This window comes from Pseudomonas sp. MUP55 (assembly GCF_034043515.1).
In the GTDB taxonomy this organism is placed as follows: domain Bacteria; phylum Pseudomonadota; class Gammaproteobacteria; order Pseudomonadales; family Pseudomonadaceae; genus Aquipseudomonas.
In genome coordinates this window covers 702,617-724,123 of the sequence record NZ_CP138214.1, presented here as the reverse complement: position 1 = coordinate 724,123, position 21,507 = coordinate 702,617, and the positions used below count along the sequence as shown (strand labels likewise).

Annotated in this window: 23 protein-coding genes; 21 read left to right on the top strand and 2 right to left on the bottom strand. The window is 62.7% G+C overall.

Features of this window, described 5'->3' with window-relative positions; genetic code table 11:
* The first annotated feature begins 2 nt into the window (after positions 1 to 2).
* Complete coding sequence (gene cbiE / locus SC318_RS03075) at positions 3 to 1,208, top strand: precorrin-6y C5,15-methyltransferase (decarboxylating) subunit CbiE (RefSeq protein ID WP_320429602.1); 1,206 nt, start codon at positions 3 to 5, stop codon at positions 1,206 to 1,208.
* On the top strand, positions 1,205 to 1,924 hold the full coding sequence (locus tag SC318_RS03070; protein WP_320429601.1) for a cobalt-precorrin-6A reductase: 720 nt from the start codon (positions 1,205 to 1,207) through the stop codon (positions 1,922 to 1,924). Before cbiE ends, SC318_RS03070 begins: the two co-directional genes overlap by 4 nt.
* Before the next feature lie 118 nt (positions 1,925 to 2,042).
* On the opposite strand, the gene SC318_RS03065 is transcribed toward SC318_RS03070, so the two are convergent.
* Entirely contained in the window at positions 2,043 to 2,294 is a 252-nt protein-coding gene (locus tag SC318_RS03065) for a DUF6124 family protein (RefSeq protein ID WP_320429600.1), read from the bottom strand.
* Between the two features lie 559 nt (positions 2,295 to 2,853).
* On the opposite strand from SC318_RS03065, the gene SC318_RS03060 reads away from it, so the two are divergent.
* From SC318_RS03060 to ureC, 18 genes are all read left to right on the top strand, one after another.
* The gene (locus SC318_RS03060; protein WP_320429599.1) at positions 2,854 to 3,165 is read left to right on the top strand and encodes a type II toxin-antitoxin system RelE/ParE family toxin; all 312 of its coding nucleotides are present in this window, start codon (positions 2,854 to 2,856) and stop codon (positions 3,163 to 3,165) included.
* Positions 3,162 to 3,452, top strand: a complete 291-nt coding sequence (locus tag SC318_RS03055; protein ID WP_320429598.1) for an addiction module antidote protein — start codon at positions 3,162 to 3,164, stop codon at positions 3,450 to 3,452. Before SC318_RS03060 ends, SC318_RS03055 begins: the two co-directional genes overlap by 4 nt.
* A 97-nt stretch (positions 3,453 to 3,549) precedes the next feature.
* The gene (locus SC318_RS03050; RefSeq protein WP_320429597.1) at positions 3,550 to 3,942 is read left to right on the top strand and encodes a DUF2946 domain-containing protein; all 393 of its coding nucleotides are present in this window, start codon (positions 3,550 to 3,552) and stop codon (positions 3,940 to 3,942) included.
* A 48-nt stretch (positions 3,943 to 3,990) separates the two neighbouring features.
* A complete protein-coding gene (locus tag SC318_RS03045; RefSeq protein WP_320429596.1) occupies positions 3,991 to 4,473 on the top strand; it encodes a copper chaperone PCu(A)C in 483 nt (160 codons plus the stop codon).
* A gap of 10 nt (positions 4,474 to 4,483) precedes the next feature.
* On the top strand, positions 4,484 to 4,873 hold the full coding sequence (locus SC318_RS03040; RefSeq protein ID WP_306491425.1) for a DUF2946 domain-containing protein: 390 nt from the start codon (positions 4,484 to 4,486) through the stop codon (positions 4,871 to 4,873).
* Positions 4,874 to 4,966: 93 nt separating this feature from the next.
* Positions 4,967 to 7,027 (top strand): TonB-dependent copper receptor, encoded by a 2,061-nt coding sequence (locus SC318_RS03035; protein WP_320429595.1) that lies wholly within the window; start codon positions 4,967 to 4,969, stop codon positions 7,025 to 7,027.
* 140 nt (positions 7,028 to 7,167) lie between these two features.
* Positions 7,168 to 8,529 carry a PepSY-associated TM helix domain-containing protein gene (locus tag SC318_RS03030; RefSeq protein ID WP_320429594.1) on the top strand — a complete coding sequence of 454 codons (1,362 nt, stop codon included), beginning with the start codon at positions 7,168 to 7,170 and terminating at the stop codon, positions 8,527 to 8,529.
* A 219-nt stretch (positions 8,530 to 8,748) separates the two neighbouring features.
* Positions 8,749 to 10,014 (top strand): urea ABC transporter substrate-binding protein, encoded by a 1,266-nt coding sequence (urtA, locus tag SC318_RS03025; protein ID WP_124384909.1) that lies wholly within the window; start codon positions 8,749 to 8,751, stop codon positions 10,012 to 10,014.
* 137 nt (positions 10,015 to 10,151) lie between these two features.
* A complete protein-coding gene (gene urtB / locus SC318_RS03020; RefSeq protein WP_320429593.1) occupies positions 10,152 to 11,654 on the top strand; it encodes an urea ABC transporter permease subunit UrtB in 1,503 nt (500 codons plus the stop codon).
* Complete coding sequence (gene urtC / locus SC318_RS03015) at positions 11,654 to 12,721, top strand: urea ABC transporter permease subunit UrtC (RefSeq protein WP_306491421.1); 1,068 nt, start codon at positions 11,654 to 11,656, stop codon at positions 12,719 to 12,721. Before urtB ends, urtC begins: the two co-directional genes overlap by 1 nt.
* Positions 12,718 to 13,551 (top strand): urea ABC transporter ATP-binding protein UrtD, encoded by an 834-nt coding sequence (gene urtD, locus SC318_RS03010; protein WP_320429592.1) that lies wholly within the window; start codon positions 12,718 to 12,720, stop codon positions 13,549 to 13,551. Before urtC ends, urtD begins: the two co-directional genes overlap by 4 nt.
* 121 nt (positions 13,552 to 13,672) lie before the next feature.
* Complete coding sequence (urtE, locus tag SC318_RS03005; protein ID WP_320429591.1) at positions 13,673 to 14,371, top strand: urea ABC transporter ATP-binding subunit UrtE; 699 nt, start codon at positions 13,673 to 13,675, stop codon at positions 14,369 to 14,371.
* A gap of 31 nt (positions 14,372 to 14,402) precedes the next feature.
* Complete coding sequence (locus tag SC318_RS03000) at positions 14,403 to 15,242, top strand: urease accessory protein UreD (RefSeq protein ID WP_320429590.1); 840 nt, start codon at positions 14,403 to 14,405, stop codon at positions 15,240 to 15,242.
* A 145-nt stretch (positions 15,243 to 15,387) separates the two neighbouring features.
* On the top strand, positions 15,388 to 15,690 hold the full coding sequence (ureA, locus tag SC318_RS02995; RefSeq protein WP_104501479.1) for an urease subunit gamma: 303 nt from the start codon (positions 15,388 to 15,390) through the stop codon (positions 15,688 to 15,690).
* 9 nt (positions 15,691 to 15,699) lie between these two features.
* Entirely contained in the window at positions 15,700 to 16,212 is a 513-nt protein-coding gene (locus SC318_RS02990) for a GNAT family N-acetyltransferase (protein WP_320429589.1), read from the top strand.
* 5 nt (positions 16,213 to 16,217) lie between these two features.
* A complete protein-coding gene (locus tag SC318_RS02985; protein WP_320429588.1) occupies positions 16,218 to 16,751 on the top strand; it encodes a GNAT family N-acetyltransferase in 534 nt (177 codons plus the stop codon).
* Complete coding sequence (locus SC318_RS02980; protein ID WP_320429587.1) at positions 16,748 to 17,053, top strand: urease subunit beta; 306 nt, start codon at positions 16,748 to 16,750, stop codon at positions 17,051 to 17,053. The genes SC318_RS02985 and SC318_RS02980 overlap by 4 nt, the downstream gene beginning before the upstream one ends.
* Positions 17,054 to 17,171: 118 nt before the next feature.
* On the top strand, positions 17,172 to 18,872 hold the full coding sequence (ureC, locus tag SC318_RS02975) for an urease subunit alpha (RefSeq protein WP_320429586.1): 1,701 nt from the start codon (positions 17,172 to 17,174) through the stop codon (positions 18,870 to 18,872).
* Positions 18,873 to 19,016: 144 nt separating this feature from the next.
* Here the strand turns inward: ureC and SC318_RS02970 are convergent, their stop codons facing one another.
* Positions 19,017 to 19,955: a DnaJ C-terminal domain-containing protein gene (locus SC318_RS02970; RefSeq protein WP_306491411.1), complete on the bottom strand. Its 939-nt coding sequence runs from the start codon at positions 19,953 to 19,955 to the stop codon at positions 19,017 to 19,019.
* Between the two features lie 237 nt (positions 19,956 to 20,192).
* On the opposite strand from SC318_RS02970, the gene SC318_RS02965 reads away from it, so the two are divergent.
* The gene (locus SC318_RS02965) at positions 20,193 to 21,461 is read left to right on the top strand and encodes an Hsp70 family protein (protein ID WP_320429585.1); all 1,269 of its coding nucleotides are present in this window, start codon (positions 20,193 to 20,195) and stop codon (positions 21,459 to 21,461) included.
* Positions 21,462 to 21,507: the final 46 nt, after the last annotated feature.

Sequence of the window (21,507 nt, the reverse complement as noted above, 5' to 3'; positions counted from 1 at the left end):
ATATGTCGCCCTGGCTGACGGTAGTAGGCATCGGTGAAGACGGCTTCAAGGGCCTGGGCAGAAACGCCCGGCACGCCCTGCTGCGCGCCACGCGCATTATAGGGGCTCAGCGCCAGTTGGACCTTTTGCCACTGTGTATCAGTGGCGAGCGCCAGTTATGGCCAAGCCCGTTTTCCCTGGAGCCGGTGCTGGCGCGGCGCGGTGAACCGGTGTGCGTACTGGCCAGTGGCGACCCGATGTTCTATGGCGTGGGCGCCAGTCTGGCGCGGCAGGTGGCGGCCGAAGAACTGCTGATCCTGCCGGCACCTTCCTCCGTATCCCTGGCGGCGGCGCGGCTGGGCTGGCCGTTGCAGGAGGTGGTGAGCGTGTCCGTGGTGGCCCGGCCGCTGGCGGCGATCCATGCGCACCTGGCCAGTGGCGTGCGCTTGCTGGTGTTGAGCAATGACGGCAGCAGCCCGGCGTTGATTGCCGCATTGTTGGCCGAGCGCGGCTATGGCCCCAGCCGGTTGAGCGTGTTTGAACACCTGGGCGGCGCGCAGGAGCGGCGTATCGACGGCATCGCGCAGTCGTGGGGTGAGCCTGCGGTGGCCGACCTGAACCTGCTCGCCATCGACTGCCTGGCCGATCCCGACGCACCCCGCCTCCCACGCCTCGCCGGCCTGCCGGACGCGGCCTTCAAACACGACGGCCAACTGACCAAACGCGATGTGCGCGCCATCACCCTCGCCCGCCTCGCCCCGATGCCCGGCGAGCTGCTCTGGGACGTGGGCGCGGGCAGCGGCTCCATCGGCATCGAATGGATGCGCGCGCATCCCAGCTGCAGGGCGTTGGCGATTGAAGCCGATGAAGGCCGCCAAGCCTTGATCGAATATAACCGCGACGCCCTCGGCGTACCCGGCCTGCAGCTGGTTCGCGGCACGGCGCCGCAGGCGTTGGACGGCCTGGAAGCGCCCGATGCGATCTTTATTGGCGGCGGCGTCACCCGTGAGGGCGTGCTGGATACCTGCTGGCAACAGCTGCGCCCAGGTGGCCGCTTGGTTGCCAATGCCGTCACCCTGCAGAGCGAAATGACCCTGATGAACTGGCGCGCCCAGCACGGTGGTGACCTGACGCGCATCCATGTGGCCCAGGCGCAGCCGTTGGGCGAGTTCGATACGTGGCGCCAGGCGCTGCCGATTACCTTGCTGGAAGTGGTCAAGCCGGTATGAACAGGATTCTGCTGCTGGGTGGCGTGACGGAAGCGCTGGCCATCGCGCGAACCCTGGGACCTGGGCATGTTTACAGCCTGGCCGGGGTTGGGCGGGTGCCCACCGATCTCACCTGCGACGTGCGTGTTGGCGGTTTTGGTGGCGCTGAGGGTTTGGCGCAGTATGTTCGGGATGAGGGGATCAGCCTGATCCTCGATGCGACTCATCCGTATGCGGCGCAGATCAGCCGGAACGCGGCTCAAGCCGCGCGGTTGTGCGGGGTGGCGTGCTGGGCCTTACGGCGCCCGGCGTGGCAGCCGCAAACGGCGGATGACTGGCGGGAAGTGTCTGGCTGGGCCGAGCTGATCGAAGCGCTTGAGCCTTTCAAGCGGCCACTGTTTACCCTGGGACGCGAACCGTTACAGCACCTCGAGGAAATCCCTGAGGGGCAATTCTGGACATTGCGCGCACTGGATGTGTACCCGGGCAACGAGCGCTGCGAAGTGATCGGCGCCCGCGGGCCGTTTCTGATCGACGAAGAACGCGCGCTGTTTGAGCGGCGCGGGATTGATGTGCTGATCAGCAAGAACAGTGGCAGCACGGCCACCGAGCCGAAGCTCGAAGTGGCGCGGGAACGGGGGCTACCGGTGTTGGTGTTGAAGCGACCGGTGCTGGCGGCGGTGGATCGGGAGTTCACTACAGTGGCAGCGGCCTTAGAGGCCATCCACGCTCACTGAACAACACCGGTCCAATGTGGGAGGGGGCTTGCTCCCGATTGCGGCGAGTCATTCACTGAATTGTTGGCTGATCCACTGCTATCGGGAGCAAGCCCCCTCCCACATTTGGACCGGATTTTCAGTCGCCTGCCGCTGTGGCCTGCCCGACACCATCATGAGCCCGCTCGGCTAACAACTGGGCAAGCTCGATCAACTGCGCGACGCCCAGCAACTCCTCTCTTTTCGATCCTTCCAGGTCAAAGGCCAGGTCGCAACTCAGCGCATTGGCCGAGGCAAGTGTTTCGCTGAGGTTGACCAGCAGGTCTTCGGTACTGATGCCGTCGGCCACGGTGAACAGCCGAATGGGGGGATTGGGGGTGGGTTTGATCATGGTGGAGCTCCTTAGGAAAGTGGAACTGCCATTGATCGCCGCGACGCGATGGGGTGGCAGCTGTACGCAGGTTCGCGGACCGGTCCTAAGGAAACCCGGCATACCCGGAGGTATCCCGCGCACAGCCGCCATAGCACTGCACAGTAGACGATAAAAAAGCGCCAACTGAAAGCAGACGATGACGCTCAGCGTCCATAGAAATCCGGGCCGCGACGCCCGACCGCTGTGTTTGCAGCGGTGTACGGAGACTAGAGATTGAGTGTCCTAGGGACAACCTCAAATCCTTGTCGGAAATTTCTGTTTGAGCAGACGCAGAGCGTCCTGGGCAGCATTCCCACGCAGAGCGTGGGAATGATCGAATTGGAAAACGCTGGTTGCTTAGCTGCGCCCTCAATAAGGCGATTCATCCTACAAACTCTTCCGAATCCGCTGGCTGGCTCAACCAAAACCCTGCGCCCTAACCTCCCTCTCCCAGTTTTGCGTCTTCGCCCGCGATAGAGACGCTCTGCTTTTGCAGCACGTCGCAGCTTGCCATCGCGTATCCCAAGGAATACGATTCATGACAATTGAATTCGATGAAACCATTGAGTTTGTCAAATGGCTAAAAGCAGTTCGAGATCCATTCGCAAAAGTTCGGGTAGTGAAAAGATTACGAATGGCGGAAGCAGGAAACTTCGGCGACTGTGAGCCTGTAGGCGATGGAGTGTACGAAATGCGAATCCACTACGGCCCAGGGTATCGCGTCTACTTTACCCGCCGCGACGAAGTGGTTTATCTACTGCTGATAGGCGGTGACAAATCAACACAAGGCCGAGACATCAAGCGTGCAAAGCAAATAGCAATGAATTTGGTAGCGAGGAATAAATCATGAGCGAATCCTTTACCCGCTTCGACGCGGCAAAATATTTGAATACACCTTTGGAGATGGCCGCGTATCTGGAGACCTGTTTCGAAGATGATGCGGGTGACGGTCTTTTGATTCGCACTGCTCTCAACGACATCGCCCGCGCCCAAGGCATGACGCAGGTAGCCCGCGATGCCGGCCTCGGACGAGAAAGTCTGTACAAAGCCCTCTCCAGCACTGGCAATCCCGAGTTCGCGACTATCATGAAAGTCATGAAGGCGTTGGGCCTCAAGCTTCACGCCACGGCGATCTGATAGCACTGCGACACCAAACCACACCGCCCCTTTTTACTTATCCCCTTCGATCAGGCTAAATACCCGCCTGATCGATTAACCCCACGGATTATCCGCCATGGCCCGTCAACGCTTTGCAATTGCCTGGATCGCCTGCCTTGCAGTGCTGTTCAATGCGTTTGCCATGCCGTTGGCCAGTGCGATGCAGCAGACGGATGACCCGGTCAAGCGGCTGATGTGGGGCAGTTTTTGTTCTTCCAACGGCGCCAGCCTGAAGACGATCGCCCTGGGCAAGCTGGAGGTTCCGGCGCCACAGGATGATCACTCCGCCATGCAGCATTGCTGGTGTTGCTCGGGCTCCGCGCAGTTGCTGGCGTTGCCGGGGCATGTGCCGCAGTTGTATGTCACGCGGTTCGAAGCACTGCGCAGCCTGCCTGCGCCTGCCTTGCAAAATCCCAAACCACGCCAGCAATGGCCGAGCCTCAATCCCCGCGCCTCTCCAACGGTTTGATCGTCTTCGCAAGTGAACTGCGTTTTAGACCCGTTCTGGAGAACTGCCATGCTTAAATCTTCCCTGCTTCTGGCGGCATTGCTGCTGCCGGTGTTCAGTGCCGCCAATGCCGATGACTACAAGGCCGGCGACCTGCTGGTCAGCGATCCCTGGTCCCAGGAGTTACCGCCGAATGCGCCCACTGTTGCGGCCTATTTCGTGATTCATAACACCGGCGCTGCCCCCGACCGTCTGCTCGGCGCTGAAACCAGCGTCGCCGAAAAAGCCGAGCTGCACGAGCACGTGATGCAAGGCGACCTGATGAAGATGCAACAAGTGCCCAGCGTCGCCGTGCCGGCCAAGGGTGACCTGACCTTCGCACCAATGGCTTACCACGTGATGCTGCTGGGCCTCAAAGACCGCAGCCTGCTGGCCGACGGCAAGCAGTTCCCGCTGACCCTGACCTTTGAAAAGGCCGGCAAGGTCCAAGTGAACGTGTCGGTCCAGAAGACGCCGCCGATGGTCGCCCACGAGCATCAGCACGCCCAGTAGGACCACCTCGATGGGCGCCCCTCGCGCCAGGTTGTCTCAACGCCCGCGCCTGATGCGCGGCAGTTGGATCAGCCTGTTCGCCATGCTGATGATTTTTATCGGTCCGCTGATTTCCCAAGCGATGCCGATGGACCATCACGCCGGTATGTCGATGGACATGCCCAGCTGCCATGGCGAGCCCACCCCCACCAAAGCCCCCGACGAGCACCACGTGCTCTGGGAAAAGTGCGGCTATTGCAGCCTGCTCTTCAGTTGCCCGGCCCTGCCCGGCGGCGCGTCTTTCATCAGCCTCGACGCCCCGCCACCCGCCAACGCCCTGCCCTGCGCGCCGCGCCTGGGCCATGCCCGGCAAAACATCTTCCCCGGCGCCCGCAGCCGCGCGCCGCCCATCGCCTCGTAAGCACTTCATCGCGTTACTTCACTCCGGCCGACTTTAGACAGACAGCCGCAGGCTGCTGGCCGTGTTGTTTACGATTGATTGATGGAATTTGTCATGTCCAGGTTTCCTGCCGACACCCGTTTGGGCGCTGCCCCGGTGTTCGCCGTACTGTGCGGCGCACTGCTTGCCCCCTGCGCTCACGCGGACGAACACGAATTGAGCCCCACGGTGATCACGGCGATTGCCCCCAGCTCGCCTCTCACCGTTGTCACCCACCCGAAAGACCCACGCCAACCGGTGCCCGCCAGCGACGGTGGCGACTACCTCAAGACCATCCCCGGCTTCGCCCTGGTACGCAACGGCGGTACCAATGGCGACCCGGTGCTGCGCGGCATGTTCGGCTCGCGCCTGAATATCCTCACCAACGGCGGCGTGATGCTCGGCGCCTGCCCCGGCCGGATGGATGCGCCCACCTCGTACATCTCGCCGGAAACCTACGACAAGCTCACCGTGATCAAGGGCCCGCAAACCGTGCTGTGGGGCCCCGGTGCCTCAGCCGGCACCATCTTGTTCGAGCGTGAGCCGGAGCAGTTCGGTGAGCTGGGTACGCGGGTCAACGCCAGTGTGCTGGCCGGCTCCAACGGCCGTTTCGACAAGGTCATCGACGCCGCTGCCGGCGGGCCATTGGGCTACGTGCGGGTGATCGGCAACCAGGCCCATGCCGACGATTACAGAGACGGCAACCACGACACCGTCGCTTCGCGCTACGACAAATGGAATGGCGACGTTGCCCTAGGCTTCACCCCCGACGCGGATACGCTGCTGGAACTCACCGCCGGCCGTGGCGATGGCGAGGCGCGTTACGCCGGGCGCGGCATGGACGGCTCGCAGTTCCTGCGCGAAAGCCTGGGGTTGCGCTTCGAGAAGTCCAACCTCGGCGAGGTGCTGGACAAGGTCGAGGCTCAGGTCTACTACAACTACGCCGACCACGTGATGGACAACTACAGCCTGCGCGTGCCATCCGGCACCGGGATGATGGCCGGGCCGATGGCGTCCAACGTCGATCGCCGCACCCTGGGTGCCCGGATCAAGGCGACCTGGCGCTGGGCCGATGTGCAACTGATCGGCGGCCTCGATGCGCAGACCAACGAACACCGCGCGCGCAGCAGCATGGGCGTCGACACCTACAAGGACCTGCCCCGCGACAAGGACGCCAACTTCCATAACTACGGCGTGTTCGGCGAGCTGACCTGGTACGCCGCCGACCGCGACCGCCTGATCAGCGGTGCGCGTCTGGACCGTGCTTCGGCCAAGGATTTTCGCCAACGCACCGGTTCGGCAATGATGTCGCGCCCCAACCCCACCGCCGGTGACACCCGCGCCGATACCCTGCCGTCCGGCTTTGTACGCTACGAGCACGATCTGGCGGACACCCCCACCACGCTGTATGCGGGCCTGGGCCACGCCGAGCGCTTCCCGGATTACTGGGAGTTGTTTTCCCCCAACACCGGCGCGGTCGGTTCGGTGAACGCCTTCGACGGCGTCAAGCCCGAGAAAACCACGCAGTTGGACTTCGGCGCGCAATACAAAAGCGCCGACCTGGAAGCCTGGGTCTCAGGTTACGTCGGCCAGGTGCGCGACTTCATCCTGTTCGACTACCGGCCGGGCATGATGGGCACCACCTCCCAGGCGCGCAATGTCGACGCCCGCATCATGGGCGGCGAACTGGGCGCGGCCTACAAGCTGACGCAACACTGGAAAGCCGACGCCAGCCTCGCCTACGCCTGGGGCAAAAACAGCAGCGACGGCAAGGCCCTGCCGCAGATGCCGCCGCTGGATGCGCGCTTCGGCCTGACCTACAGCGAAGATGACTGGAGCGCCGGCGCGCTGTGGCGCGTGGTCGCGGCGCAGAACCGCATCGACCCGAACAAAGGCAACGTGGTGGGCAAGGATTACGACACCAGCAGTGGCTTTGGCGTGTTCTCGCTGAACGCCGCGTACCGAATCAATAAAAACTTCAAGGTCAGTACCGGTGTCGACAACGTGTTCGGCAAGGCTTACGCCGAGCATTTGAACCTGGCCGGCAACGCCGGGTTCGGCTACCCGGCGAACGACCCGCAGGCTATCAATGAGCCCGGGCGAACCCTGTGGACCAAGGTGGACATGAGCTTCTAAGAGCATCGGAGGCAAGCCCCCTCCCACATTGGACTGGGTTCACAGATTGAGCATTGTGAACACAGTCAAGTGTGGGAGGGGGCTTGCCCCCGATAGCGGTGTAACTGACACAGATAAATCAAAGCCTTGCGGAGCACCCGATGAGCACTCAAACAGTTTCCTTCTACAACCTGGCCTGGCGCTGGCACTTCTACGCCGGGCTCTTCGTCGCCCCGTTCATGGTGCTGCTGGCCCTGACCGGCATCATCTACCTGTTCAAACCCCAGCTCGACCCGCTGATGTATGGCGAGCTGCTGAAAGTACCCGCAGCCGAGCACGCACTGAGCGCCGACGAGCAGTTGCAACGGGCCAAGGCTGTCTACCCCCAGGCCGCGATCAGCAAATACCTGCCACCCGCCGATGCCACCAGCAGTGCGCAGTTCGTGATGCAGCAGCAGGGCCGCGAGATCAGCGTATTCGTCGACCCGTATCGCGGCACCGTGCTCGGAGAACAGGACGCCAAAGACAACCTGCAAGCCATCGCCCGCGCCCTGCATGGGGAGCTGATGATCGGCACCACCGGAGATCGGCTGATTGAACTGGCCGCCGGTTGGGGCGTGATGCTGGTGGTGTCCGGCCTGTACCTGTGGTGGCCGCGCGGCCGGTCCCCGGCGGGGGTGTTATGGCCACGCTTGAACAGCCGAGGCCGCTTGCTCTGGCGTGACCTGCATGCTGTCGCCGGTTTCTGGGGCGCGGCGTTCCTGCTGGTGATGCTGCTCAGCGGCATGACCTGGACGGGTTTCTGGGGCAAGCAATACGCCGACCTGTGGAACACCTTCCCGGCGGCGATGTGGAACAACGTGCCGCAGTCGGACCAGCAGGCGCGCACCCTCAATACCGCCAGCCAGCAAACAGTGCCCTGGGCGATGGAAAACACGCCGATGCCGATGTCCGGCAATCATGCCGAACACATGAACCACGGCGCCATGCACGCAGGCCCCGCCGCGCCCGGCATCAGCCTGCAACAGGTGGTCGACCTGGCCACTGCGCGCAAGGTCGAACCTGGCTACAGCATCACCTTCCCCACCACCGCCACCGGCGTGTTCACCATCGCCGTATTCGCCAACGACCCTCGCAATGACGCCACGCTGCATGTGGACCAGTACACCGGCAAGGTCCTGGCCGACGTGCGCTGGGAACATTACAACGGCGTCGCACGTGCCACCGAAACCGGGGTGATGCTGCACGAGGGCAAGATGTTCGGCTGGGTCAATCAGCTGATCGTGCTGGTGATCTGCCTGATGATTCTGCTCAGCGCGGTGAGCGGCGTGGTGATCTGGTGGAAGCGTCGGCCACAGGGCGGGCTCGGTGTGCCGCCGTTGCGCCATGACCTGCCCAGGTGGAAAACCGCGATGGCGATCATGCTCGCGTTGGCGATCATTTTCCCGCTGGTGGGCGCCTCGCTGGTGGTGGTGTGGGTGCTGGACCGCGTGCTGCTGTCACGGGTCGGCGTCACCGCGTAATACCGGGTTGCGCACTGCCGGCACGGCCTGGTGCGCAACGCCCTGTTTTGAAGCTTGCCGTGCACTCAACAACGGAACGTGGCGCCATCCTGGTGCGCCACGGTGCCGATTCGCCTCGCTGAACCGCCTGTAATCCCGCGCCTCGCGTAGCAGGCACAGCCTTTGCAAAGTCGTGTGTATCTGCCCAACAAAAACTATCGGTTTTACGGAGATCGCACCATGAAGCGTCGCAGCTTGATCAAGGCTTTCACTTTGTCGGCATCCATTGCCGCCATGGGCTTGACCTGGACCGTCCAGGCCGCCGAGACCATCAAGGTCGGCATCCTGCACTCGTTGTCCGGGACCATGGCCATCTCCGAAACCTCGCTCAAAGACATGGCGCTGATGACCATCGACGAGATCAACGCCAAGGGCGGTGTGAACGGCAAGATGCTCGAGCCGGTGGTGGTGGACCCCGCGTCCAACTGGCCGCTGTTCGCCGAGAAAGGTCGCCAGTTGCTGACCCAGGACAAGGTCGCCGTGGTGTTCGGCTGCTGGACCTCGGTGTCGCGCAAATCGGTATTGCCGGTGTTCGAGGAACTCAACGGCCTGCTGTTCTACCCGGTGCAATACGAAGGCGAAGAGATGTCGCCCAACGTGTTCTACACCGGCGCGGCGCCCAACCAGCAAGCGATCCCGGCGGTGGAATACCTGATGAGCGAAGAAGGCGGCGGCGCCAAGCGCTTCTTCCTGCTCGGCACCGACTACGTGTACCCGCGCACCACTAACAAGATCCTGCGTTCGTTCCTGCATTCCAAAGGCGTGGCGGACAAGGACATCGAAGAGGTCTACACCCCGTTCGGCCACAGCGATTACCAGACCATCGTCGCCAACATCAAGAAGTTCTCCGCGGGCGGCAAGACTGCGGTGGTCTCCACCGTGAATGGCGACTCCAACGTGCCGTTCTACAAGGAACTGGCCAACCAGGGCCTGAAGGCGACCGATGTACCGGTAGTGGCCTTCTCGGTGGGCGAAGAAGAATTGCGCGGCATCGACACCAAGCCGCTGGTGGGCAACCTCGCGGCCTGGAACTACTTCCAGTCGGTGGAGAACCCGGTGAACCAGAAGTTTGTGGCCGACTGGAAAGCCTACGCCAAGAAACACAACCTGCCGGGGGCAGACAAAGCAGTGACCAACGACCCGATGGAAGCCACCTACGTGGGCATCCACATGTGGGCGCAGGCGGCAGAGAAGGCCAAGTCCACCGACGTCGACAAAGTGCGTGAAGCGCTGGCCGGCCAGACCTTCGCCGCACCGTCCGGTTTCACCCTGACCATGGACAAGACCAACCACCACCTGCACAAGCCGGTGATGATCGGTGAGATCCAGGCCGACGGGCAGTTCTCGGTGGTGTGGCAGACCAATGAGCCGATCCGCGCACAGCCGTGGAGCCCGTACATCCCTGGCAATGACAAAAAGCCGGACTACGCCGTGAAGAGCAACTAAGCCCCACCACAGGCCAAATGTGGGAGGGGGCTTGCTCCCGATAGCTGAGTGTCAGGCACCGAATGTGCCCACTGATACACCGCAATCGGGGGCAAGCCCCCTCCCACAATTGACCGCGTACGCTCAGGACAATTTGTATGCCCACTGCCCTGCACCGTTTCATCCTTACAGCCCTGCTATTGCTGCCTTTGGGCGCACACGCCAGCGATGCCGAAGACTTCATCAACGCCAACCCGGCGCAGCAAGCCAAGCTCCTCCAGGACTGGGCCGGCCAGCCAGATCCTGCGCGTATCGAACTAGTGGACGCGCTGCAACAAGGCCAGCTCACGCTCAACGGCGAAACCAAGACCCTGCGCCTGAACAACCGTCTGCGCGGTCTGATCGACAATGTGCAGGCCAGCCAGCAGTTGCTCGCGGCTGACCCCAAGGTGCGCCTTGATGCCGCGCGCACCCTGCAAAAAACGGCAGTGCCGGCCCAACTGAAATTCCTCGACCAGCAGGTCGCCGCCGAGACCGACGAGGATGTGCACAGCGCCCTCAGCCTGGCCCTGGCCAATCTGCAACTGGTCGATACCGACCCGGTGGTGCGCCTCGCCGCCGTGCGCCTGCTCGGCAACACCGGCGACCCGCTGGCCCGCACCCGCCTGGAAACCTTGCTTGCGCCCGGCGTCGAACCCGATGCCACCGTGCACACCGCCGCCGAAACCAGCCTGGCCCAGGTCAAACGCAAGTTGATGGTCGGCGAAATACTCGGCCAGGCGTTCAGTGGCATGTCGCTGGGTTCGATTCTATTACTCGCTGCCCTGGGCCTGGCCATCACCTTCGGCCTGCTGGGCGTGATCAATATGGCCCATGGCGAGATGCTGATGCTCGGCGCTTACTCCACCTACATGGTGCAAATGCTGATGCAGCGCTACGTGCCTCAGGCGATTGAGTTCTACCCGCTGATCGCGCTGCCGGTGGCGTTCTTTGTCACGGCCGCCATCGGCATGGCGCTGGAGCGTACGGTGATTCGTCACCTGTATGGCCGCCCGCTGGAAACCCTGCTTGCCACCTGGGGCATCAGCCTGATGCTGATCCAGCTGGTGCGGTTGGTGTTTGGTGCGCAGAACGTCGAAGTGTCCAACCCCGCCTGGCTCTCCGGGGGCATTCAGGTATTGCCTAACCTGGTGCTGCCGTACAACCGCATCGTGATCATCGCCTTTGCGCTGTTCGTGGTGGTGCTGACCTGGCTGCTGCTGAACAAGACGCGCCTGGGCCTGAACGTGCGCGCCGTCACGCAGAACCGCAACATGGCCGCCTGCTGCGGTGTGCCCACCGGGCGGGTGGACATGCTCGCCTTTGGCCTGGGTTCGGGCATCGCCGGGCTGGGCGGCGTCGCCCTGAGCCAGATCGGCAACGTCGGCCCGGACCTGGGCCAGAGCTACATCATCGACTCGTTCCTGGTGGTGGTGCTGGGCGGTGTGGGCCAGCTCGCCGGCAGCGTCACGGCGGCCTTCGGCCTGGGTATCGCCAACAAGATTCTCGAACCGCAGATCGGCGCCGTGCTCGGCAAGATCCTGATCCTCGCGCTGATCATTCTGTTTATCCAGAAACGCCCGCAAGGACTCTTCGCACTGAAAGGACGGGTGATCGACTGATGAACCAGCCATTGATGCTTACGGCCACGCAGAAAGCCGGCCCCAAGGTGACGATTGCCGTCGGCGCGCTCCTGCTTGTGGTGCTGCTGGCGCTGCCGTTGCTGTCGCTGTTGCCGGCGGAAAATGTGTTTCACATATCGGCCTATACCTTGACACTGGTCGGCAAGATCCTCTGCTATGCCATTGTCGCCCTGGCGCTCGACCTGGTGTGGGGCTACGCCGGGATGCTGTCCCTGGGCCACGGGCTGTTCTTCGCCCTGGGCGGTTACGCGATGGGCATGTACCTGATGCGCCAGGCCTCCGGCGATGCGTTGCCGGCGTTCATGACGTTCCTGTCGTGGACCGAATTGCCCTGGTACTGGGCGGGCACCCAACACTTCTGGTGGGCGCTGTGCCTGGTGGTGCTGGCGCCGGGGCTGCTGGCCCTGGTGTTCGGTTTCTTCGCCTTCCGCTCGCGGATCAAAGGCGTGTATTTCTCGATCATGACCCAGGCCCTGACTTTCGCCGGCATGCTGCTGTTCTTTCGCAACGAGACCGGGTTTGGCGGCAATAACGGCTTCACCAACTTTCGCAGCATCCTGGGCTTTGGCATCACCGAGCCGGGCACCCGGGCGGTGCTGTTCGTGGCCACGGTGCTGTTGCTGGTGGCGAGCCTGTACATCGGCTGGCGCCTGGCCCGCAGCAAATTCGGGCGTGTGCTCACCGCCCTGCGGGATGCGGAAAACCGCCTGATGTTCTGCGGCTACGACCCGCGTGGCTTCAAGCTGTTCGTGTGGGTGTTGAGCGCGGTGCTGTGCGGCTTGGCGGGGGCGTTGTATGTGCCGCAGGTGGGCATCATCAACCCCAGCGAAATGTCCCCGACCAACTCCATCGAAGCCGCCGTCTGGGTGGCCCTGGGCGGGCGTGGCACCTTGATCGGCCCGTTGCTCGGCGCCGGGGTGGTCAATGGCATGAAGAGCTGGTTCACCGTGGCCTTCCCGGAATACTGGCTGTTCTTCCTCGGGGCGCTGTTCATCATCGTCACCCTGTACCTGCCCAAGGGCGTTATCGGGCTGCTTAAGAAATGAGGAACGTCATGCTTGAACCTGTTTTCGACGCGGGCAGCGGTCGCGAGGCCATCGGTATCGGCCAGGCCGCGGGCAAAGGCCTGAACACTCGCCACGGCACCATTCTGACCCTGGAGGACATCAGCGTCAGCTTCGATGGTTTCAAGGCGTTGAACGACCTCAACCTCTACATCGGCGTTGGCGAACTGCGCTGCATCATCGGCCCCAATGGCGCGGGCAAGACCACCTTGATGGACGTGATCACCGGCAAGACCCGGCCCAGCCATGGCAAGGCCTGGTTCGGCGAGACGCTGGACTTGACCGGCATGAGCGAAGTGCAGATCGCCCAGGCCGGCATTGGCCGCAAGTTCCAGAAACCCACGGTGTTCGAAGCCCTCAGCGTGTTCGAAAACCTTGAGCTGGCGCAGAAAACCGACAAGTCCGTATGGGCCAGCCTGCGGGCGCGCTTGAGCGGCGAGCAGAAAGACCGCATCGACGAGGTGCTGAACACCATCCGCCTCAGCGCCTCGGTACAGCGCCCGGCCGGGTTGCTGTCCCACGGCCAGAAGCAGTTTCTGGAAATCGGCATGCTGTTGATGCAGGACCCACAACTGTTGCTGCTGGACGAACCGGTGGCCGGCATGACCGACGCCGAAACCGAATTCACCGCCGAACTGTTCAAGGGCCTGGCGGGCAAGCATTCGCTGATGGTGGTGGAGCATGACATGGGCTTTGTCGGCTCGATTGCCGACCACGTCACCGTGTTGCATCAAGGCAGCGTGCTGGCGGAAGGGTCGCTGGAGCAGGTGCAGGCCGATGAGCGCGTTATAGAAGTGTATTTAGGACGGTGATACATCGGCCAGCTTCGAGCCACAAGCTTCAAGCGGCAAGTTTTGAAGCAAAGCCAGGCACCCGCCCGCTCTTACTTGCAGCTTGAAGCTTGCCACTTGAAGCCCAACTAACGGAGTTCCAATGCTACAAGTCCAACACCTTCACCAATATTACGGCGGTAGCCACATCCTGCGCGGGCTGTCGTTTGACGTGAAGATCGGCGAAGTCACCTGCCTGCTCGGGCGTAACGGCGTGGGCAAGACCACCCTGCTCAAGTGCCTGATGGGCCTGCTGCCGGCCAAGGAAGGCGCGGTGAATTGGGAGGGCAAGCCGATCACCGGCTTCAAGCCGCACCAGCGCGTGCATGCAGGCATCGCCTACGTGCCCCAGGGCCGGGAAATTTTCGGACGGCTGACGGTGGAAGAAAACCTGCTGATGGGCCTTTCGCGTTTCCCAGGCTCCGAAGCCAAGGAAGTGCCCGCCTTTATCTACGAACTGTTTCCGGTGCTGCTGCAGATGAAACACCGGCGCGGCGGCGATTTGTCCGGCGGCCAGCAGCAACAGTTGGCCATCGGCCGCGCCCTGGCGAGCCGCCCGCGACTGTTGATTCTCGATGAACCCACCGAAGGCATCCAGCCGTCGGTGATCAAGGAAATCGGCGCTGTGATCAAGAAACTCGCGGCACGCGGCGATATGGCAATCCTGCTGGTGGAGCAGTTCTACGACTTCGCCGCGGAACTGGCCGACCAGTACCTGGTGATGTCCCGGGGCGAAATCGTGCAGCAGGGCCGAGGCGAAAATATGGAAAGCGAAGGTGTGCGCGGCCTGGTAACCATCTAACCTGTAGCGTCCTAACGATAAGCAAAAAAACATGAACCTGCCCGTTACCCCTGCCCTGTTCACCCCCAGCTGGCACGCCAAGCTGGAACTCGGCTACGCGCGTTTCGGTGATACCACACGCCCGGTGCTGCGCCGCCACCTCGGCCCGCTGCGCGTGCAAAAACACCTGTACGCCGAAGGCCCCGAGGTGTGCCAGCACATCATCGTGCACCCGCCCGGCGGCATTGCCGGCGGCGATCGCCTCGACATCAGCGCGCAGGTAGCCGAGGGTGCCTGGGCCCAATTGACCAGCCCCGGCGCGGCCAAGTGGTACCGCGCCAGCGGCCCTGCCTTCCAGCAGCTTGAACTGACCGTGCAAGCCGGTGCGACGCTGGAGTGGCTGCCCCAGGAAACCATTGTGTTCAGCGCCGCCCAGGCCGAACTGACCACCCGCATCGAACTGCACGGCGACGCGCGGTTGTTCTACTGGGACGTGGTCGCCCTCGGGCGCCCGGCCAGTGACGAGCGCTTCGACCTCGGCCACTTTCAATCCCGACTGGATATCCGTCGCGACGGCCAGTTGCTCTGGCACGAACGCCAGCGCATTGTGGGCGGCGATGGGCTGCTGGATTCGCCCATCGGGCTGGATGGACAACCGGTGTTTGCCACTTTGCTGGCGACCGGTGAAATTGATGCTCAACTGCTGGAACGCTGTCGCTCACTGCCCCACGCGGTGCGCGGTGACTTGACCCAACTGCCCGGTTTGCTCGTCGCACGCTGCCTGGCCAGTGAAGCGCTGCAGGCGCGGGGGTGGTTGATTGATTTATGGAAATTGCTCCGCCCGGCAGTCCTTGAGCGCGAAGCGGTCACACCGAGAATCTGGAACACATGAAGATCAAACTGTGGGAGGGGGCTTGCCCCCGATGGCGGTGGTTCAGTGACAGATGCATTGCCTGACACTCAGCTATCGGGGGCAAGCCCCCTCCCACATTTGACCTTCATTGTATTAACGAATGTATTTCAAGACGGACTGAACCATGGACCTGACCCCACGGGAAAAAGACAAACTGCTGATCTTCACCGCAGGCCTGGTGGCTGAACGCCGCCTGGCGCGGGGTGTGAAGCTCAACTACCCGGAGACCATCGCCTATATTTCCGCCGCGCTGATGGAAGGCGCCCGCGATGGTCGTACCGTGGCTGACCTGATGCACTACGGCACCACCCTGCTCAACCGTGAACAAGTGATGGAAGGCATCCCGGAAATGATCCCGGATATCCAGGTGGAAGCCACCTTCCCGGACGGCACCAAGCTGGTCACCGTCCACCAGCCCATCGCTTGAGGCACGGCCATGATTCGTGATGCAACCGAACACGACCTGCCGGCGATCCGCGACATCTACAACGATGCCGTCCTGAACACCACCGCGATCTGGAACGAACAGCCGGTGGACCTGGCGAACCGCCAGGCCTGGTTCAGTGCACGCCAGGCGCAGGGCTATCCAGTCCTGGTGGCCGTGGAAAACGCTGAGGTCACCGGCTACGCCTCGTTCGGCGACTGGCGGCCCTTCGAAGGTTTCCGCTACAGCGTTGAACACTCGGTGTACGTGCGCAACGACCAGCGCGGCAAGGGCCTCGGCCCGCGCTTGATGGCGGCCCTGATCGAACGCGCGCGCAGCGGCGACAAGCATGTGATGGTCGCGGCTATCGAAAGCGGCAATCTTGCCTCGATCCGCCTGCACGAACGCCTGGGTTTCATCACCACCGGGCAGATGCCGCAAGTGGGTATCAAGTTCGGCCGCTGGCTCGACCTGACCTTCATGCAACTGGCCTTGAATCCGGGCGCCGAACCGCCCAAGGAGTGAGATCGATGAGCGCTGCGCAACTGCGTCGAGTCAATGCTGAAAGCTTTGCCCATTACCGCCTCGGCTTGATCGAGCTGCTGCTGGACGCGGTCCGGCATGGCGCCTCGGTCGGCTTCATGGCCGACTTCGATGAGGTGCAGGCGCGCGCGTATTTGACCGGCGTGCAAGCCGGCATCGAAGAGGCCAGCCTGCTGCTGTGGGTGGTGGTGCGCGATGAACAGGTGGTCGCCAGCGTGCAGTTGGCGCTGTGCCAGAAAGCCAACGGCCTGAACCGCGCCGAGGTGCAAAAACTGTTGGTGCACAGCAGTGCGCGGCGCCACGGCCTGGGCCAGCAATTGATGAATGCCCTGGAGCTCGCCGCGCGCCAGCACAAGCGCGGCTTGCTGTACCTGGACACCGAAGCCGGCTCCGACGCCGAGGCCTTCTACCAATCGCTGCGCTACACCAAGGTCGGCGAATTGCCCGACTACTGCCAAAGCCCGGACGGGCGCTACAGCCCGACCGCTATCTACTTCAAGACCTTGGGGCAACCTGCATGATTCCTGGCCAATATCAGATCCAGCCTGGCGAGATCGAACTGAATGTGGGCCGCCGTACCCTCAGCCTGAGCGTGGCCAACAGCGGCGACCGGCCGATCCAGGTGGGCTCGCACTATCACTTTTTCGAGACCAACGACGCACTGGAGTTTGATCGCGCGGCCAGCCGTGGCATGCGTTTGAATATTCCGGCGGGCACGGCGGTGCGGTTCGAGCCGGGGCAGAGTCGGGAGGTCGAGCTGGTGGATTTGGGCGGTGGAAGGCGGGTATTCGGATTTGCCGGGCGGGTCATGGGCGACCTTTAGGGCCTCATCGGGGGCAAGCCCCCTCCCACCTTTGATCTGTGAACACGGCCAAATGTGGGAGGGGGCTTGCCCCCGATAGCGGTCTCACATTCAACACATATTTATCAGGTGCACACACATGAAAATCACCCGCCAAGCCTACGCCGACATGTACGGCCCCACCGTTGGCGACAAGGTGCGCCTGGCCGACACCGAGCTGTTCGTCGAAGTCGAAAAGGACTTCACCGTCTATGGCGAAGAAGTCAAATTCGGTGGCGGCAAGGTGATCCGTGACGGCCAGGGCCAGAGCCAGTTGCTCGCCCATGAAGTGGTCGACACCCTGATCACCAACGCGCTGATCATCGACCACTGGGGCATCGTCAAGGCCGATGTCGGCCTGAAGAACGGCCGCATCCACGCCATCGGCAAAGCCGGCAACCCCGACATCCAGCCCGGCGTGACCATGGCCATCGGCGCCAGCACCGAAGTGATCGCCGGTGAAGGCATGATCCTCACCGCCGGCGGCATCGACTCCCATGTGCATTTCATCTGCCCGCAGCAGATCGAGGAGGCGCTGACCAGCGGCGTCACCACCATGATTGGCGGCGGCACCGGCCCGGCCACCGGCACCAACGCCACCACCTGCACGTCAGGCCCGTGGCACCTGGCGCGCATGCTGCAGGCCACCGATTCGTTCCCGATGAACATTGGCTTTACCGGCAAGGGCAACGCCAGCTTGCCGCAGCCGTTGGTGGAGCAGGTCAAGGCCGGCGCCATCGGTTTGAAGCTGCACGAAGACTGGGGCACCACGCCCGCCAGCATCGATAACTGCCTGAGCGTCGCCGACGAATACGACGTGCAGGTGGCGATCCACAGCGACACCCTCAACGAATCCGGCTTCGTCGAAACCACCCTCGCCGCGCTCAAGGGCCGCACCATTCACACCTACCACACCGAAGGCGCCGGTGGCGGCCATGCACCGGACATCATCAAGGCCTGCGGTTTTCCTAACGTGCTGCCCAGCTCCACCAACCCGACGCGGCCCTTCACCCGCAATACCATCGACGAACACCTGGACATGCTGATGGTCTGCCATCACCTGGACCCGAGCATTGCCGAAGACGTGGCCTTCGCCGAAAGCCGCATTCGCCGCGAAACCATCGCCGCCGAAGACATCCTCCACGACCTCGGCGCGTTCTCGATGATCAGCTCCGACAGCCAGGCCATGGGCCGCGTCGGCGAGGTGATCACGCGCACCTGGCAGACCGCCGACAAGATGAAAAAACAGCGCGGCCCGCTGCCGGGTGACGGCGCGGGCAACGATAACTTCCGCGCCAAGCGCTATATCGCCAAGTACACCATCAACCCGGCGATCACCCATGGCATCAGCCACATCGTCGGTTCCATCGAAGTCGGCAAATGGGCGGATCTTGTGTTGTGGCGCCCGGCGTTCTTCGGGATCAAGCCGACGCTGATCCTCAAAGGTGGGGCGATTGCTTCAAGCCTGATGGGGGATGCCAACGCCTCGATCCCGACGCCGCAGCCGGTGCACTACCGACCGATGTTCGCCAGCTTCGGCAGCTCGCTGCATGCCACCAGCCTGACCTTTATCAGCCAGGCGGCGCAGGACGCCGGCCTGCCCGAGGCGCTGGGTTTGAAAAAGCAGATTGCCGTGGTCAAGGGGTGCCGTGATGTGCAGAAAACCGACCTGATCCACAACGACTACCTGCCGGATATCGAGGTGGACCCGCAGACGTATCAGGTCAAGGCTGACGGCGTGTTGCTATGGTGCGAACCAGCGGATGTGCTGCCAATGGCACAGCGATATTTCCTGTTCTGACAACCGCCTCACTGTAGGAGCGAGCTTGCTCGCGAAAAACGCCCAGACAACGCGTTCTTTCTGAATAAACGCGGTGACCTTGAGTGCTTCGCGAGCAAGCGCGTTCCTACAAATATCGCTTAGCCAGCCCCGGCACCGGCTCGCTTAGAAGTTTTCGCGAGGGTTGAAGTTGGCCTTTTTCGCCAATGCCTGCCACAACGCGATGGTCTCGTCGTCGGCCTGTTTGGGCATGACTGCCTTGAGTTGCACGAACAAGTAGCCACGCTGGCCAGCCTTGTTGAGCAACCCGTGGCCCTTGGCGCGCAAGCGCTGGCCGTTCTGGCTGCCGGCCGGCACCTTGAGGTTGATCTTGCCGGTCAGCGTAGGCACCGTGACTTCCGCGCCCAGCGCCAATTCCCACGGCGCGAGCGGCAGGTTGATGATCAGGTTTTCGCCATCCACCTCGAACCTGGCATGGGGCGCAAACTTGATCATCAAGTACAGATCACCGTTGGCCCCCCCGCCAATGCCGGGTGCGCCCTGGCCCTTGAGGCGAATGCGCTCACCGTCGGCCACACCGGCCGGGATCTTCACGTTCAGGTTCTTGGTGGTGTTGCTGACATGCCGGCCCGAGGCGTCGTATTGAGGCACCTGGAAGCTGATCTGCTTGGACTCCGTGGACAGCGTCTCCTCAAGGGACACCGACAACTGCATCTCCACGTCCTGGCCCTTGCGCCCGGCGGGGCGACGCTGGCCGCCGCCGAATCCGTCGCTGCGCGAGCCGAAGATGGAGCTGAAGAAGTCCGAGAAATCCTCAGTGCCCGCACCACCGCCAAAGCCGCCACGGCTCTGCCACCCCGGTGGCCCCTGGAATGGCTGGCCATGCTGGCCATACTTGCGCAGCTCGTCGTACTCGGCACGCTTGTCGGCACTCTTGAGCGCTTCATAGGCTTCGGACGCGTCCTTGAACTTGGCTTCGGCGTCTTTTTCCTTGCTCACGTCCGGGTGATATTTACGCGCGAGCTTGCGATAGGCGGCTTTGATTTCCTTGTCGTCGGCGCTCGGCTCGACACCCAGAATCTTGTAGTAGTCTTTGAAATCCATCGGTGGTTCACCATCCTTAATCGAGATCGCACAGCCCGGACACAAGGTGCGCTGCTTTGCACGTGTTGAGTCTTGCGCCCTGGGGGTGCGTCAAAGTGTTATCGGCACTTGCCGTATGCACAAGATGTGGGGGCAAATCCCGCACTTTCAAGCACGATTTAACAGATGGTCGGCCTACGCATCCGGCGTCGACTGGCATACACTGCGCGGCCGTTTTTCGACCGGAACCCGATAGACATGAAAAACCCATCCCCAGCCCGTGCCTGCGGCATCGACTTCGGCACGTCCAACTCCACCGTCGGCTGGATCCGCCCCGGCGAGGAGACGCTTATCGCGCTGGAGGACGACAAGATCACCCTGCCGTCGGTGGTTTTCTTCAACTTCGAGGAACGCCGCCCGGTGTACGGCCGCCTGGCGCTGCACGAATACCTGGAAAACTACGAAGGCCGCTTGATGCGCTCGCTCAAGAGTCTGTTGGGCTCCAAGCTGATCAAGCACGACACCAGCGTGCTCGGCACCGCAATGCCGTTCACCGACCTGCTGGCGCTGTTCATCGGCCAGCTCAAGAGCCGTGCCGAAGCCACCGCTGGCCGCGAGTTCGAAGAAGTGGTGCTGGGGCGCCCGGTGTTTTTTGTCGATGACGACCCGATGGCCGACCAGGAAGCGGAAAACACCCTGGTCGATGTGGCCCGCAAGATCGGCTTCAAGGACATCTCGTTCCAGTACGAGCCGATTGCCGCCGCGTTCGACTACGAGTCGACCATCGAGAAGGAAGAGCTGGTGCTGATCGTCGACATCGGCGGCGGTACGTCCGACTTCTCCCTGGTACGCCTGTCGCCGGATCGCCGCCACAACGACAACCGCCAGAGCGACATCCTCGCCACCGGCGGCGTGCACATCGGCGGTACCGACTTCGACAAACAGCTCAGCCTGCAAGGCATGATGCCGCTGTTCGGCTACGGCAGTCGCATGAAAAGCGGCGCCTACATGCCCACCAGTCACCACATGAACCTGGCCACCTGGCACACCATCAACTCGGTGTACTCGCAAAAATCCCAGCTGGCCCTGGGCAGCATGCGCTATGACATCGAAGACACCGGCGGCATCGACCGCCTGTTCAAACTGATCGAACAGCGTGCCGGGCACTGGCTGGCGATGGAAGTCGAAGAAACCAAGATCCAGCTGACCCACGAAGACAGCCGCCTGGTGCTGCTGGACCGGGTGGAGCCTGGATTGAGCGTGGAATTGAGCCGCACGCTGTTTGAGTCAGCCATCGACGGGCTGCTGGAACGGGTACGCGGCAGCGTGACCCAGTTGCTCAATGACGCATCGGTGGGCGTGGCCCAGGTGGACACGGTGTTCTTCACCGGCGGTTCCAGCGGCATCCCCGCGCTGCGTCACAGCATCTCGGCGATGCTGCCGAACGCGCGGCATGTGGAAGGCAATATCTTCGGCAGTATCGGCAGCGGGTTGGCGATTGAGGCGAGCAAACGTTACGGCTCCTGATCGAATGAGCGCTTGCTCCCCGTGGTGAGGGAGCTTGCTCCCGCTG

Coding starts and splice junctions, on each gene's coding strand:
- cbiE (WP_320429602.1), top strand. CDS start 3: ATGTCGCCCTGGCTGACGGTAGTAGGCATCGGTGAAGACGGCTTCAAG.
- SC318_RS03070 (WP_320429601.1), top strand. CDS start 1,205: ATGAACAGGATTCTGCTGCTGGGTGGCGTGACGGAAGCGCTGGCCATC.
- SC318_RS03065 (WP_320429600.1), bottom strand. CDS start 2,294: ATGATCAAACCCACCCCCAATCCCCCCATTCGGCTGTTCACCGTGGCC.
- SC318_RS03060 (WP_320429599.1), top strand. CDS start 2,854: ATGACAATTGAATTCGATGAAACCATTGAGTTTGTCAAATGGCTAAAA.
- SC318_RS03055 (WP_320429598.1), top strand. CDS start 3,162: ATGAGCGAATCCTTTACCCGCTTCGACGCGGCAAAATATTTGAATACA.
- SC318_RS03050 (WP_320429597.1), top strand. CDS start 3,550: ATGGCCCGTCAACGCTTTGCAATTGCCTGGATCGCCTGCCTTGCAGTG.
- SC318_RS03045 (WP_320429596.1), top strand. CDS start 3,991: ATGCTTAAATCTTCCCTGCTTCTGGCGGCATTGCTGCTGCCGGTGTTC.
- SC318_RS03040 (WP_306491425.1), top strand. CDS start 4,484: ATGGGCGCCCCTCGCGCCAGGTTGTCTCAACGCCCGCGCCTGATGCGC.
- SC318_RS03035 (WP_320429595.1), top strand. CDS start 4,967: ATGTCCAGGTTTCCTGCCGACACCCGTTTGGGCGCTGCCCCGGTGTTC.
- SC318_RS03030 (WP_320429594.1), top strand. CDS start 7,168: ATGAGCACTCAAACAGTTTCCTTCTACAACCTGGCCTGGCGCTGGCAC.
- urtA (WP_124384909.1), top strand. CDS start 8,749: ATGAAGCGTCGCAGCTTGATCAAGGCTTTCACTTTGTCGGCATCCATT.
- urtB (WP_320429593.1), top strand. CDS start 10,152: ATGCCCACTGCCCTGCACCGTTTCATCCTTACAGCCCTGCTATTGCTG.
- urtC (WP_306491421.1), top strand. CDS start 11,654: ATGAACCAGCCATTGATGCTTACGGCCACGCAGAAAGCCGGCCCCAAG.
- urtD (WP_320429592.1), top strand. CDS start 12,718: ATGAGGAACGTCATGCTTGAACCTGTTTTCGACGCGGGCAGCGGTCGC.
- urtE (WP_320429591.1), top strand. CDS start 13,673: ATGCTACAAGTCCAACACCTTCACCAATATTACGGCGGTAGCCACATC.
- SC318_RS03000 (WP_320429590.1), top strand. CDS start 14,403: ATGAACCTGCCCGTTACCCCTGCCCTGTTCACCCCCAGCTGGCACGCC.
- ureA (WP_104501479.1), top strand. CDS start 15,388: ATGGACCTGACCCCACGGGAAAAAGACAAACTGCTGATCTTCACCGCA.
- SC318_RS02990 (WP_320429589.1), top strand. CDS start 15,700: ATGATTCGTGATGCAACCGAACACGACCTGCCGGCGATCCGCGACATC.
- SC318_RS02985 (WP_320429588.1), top strand. CDS start 16,218: ATGAGCGCTGCGCAACTGCGTCGAGTCAATGCTGAAAGCTTTGCCCAT.
- SC318_RS02980 (WP_320429587.1), top strand. CDS start 16,748: ATGATTCCTGGCCAATATCAGATCCAGCCTGGCGAGATCGAACTGAAT.
- ureC (WP_320429586.1), top strand. CDS start 17,172: ATGAAAATCACCCGCCAAGCCTACGCCGACATGTACGGCCCCACCGTT.
- SC318_RS02970 (WP_306491411.1), bottom strand. CDS start 19,955: ATGGATTTCAAAGACTACTACAAGATTCTGGGTGTCGAGCCGAGCGCC.
- SC318_RS02965 (WP_320429585.1), top strand. CDS start 20,193: ATGAAAAACCCATCCCCAGCCCGTGCCTGCGGCATCGACTTCGGCACG.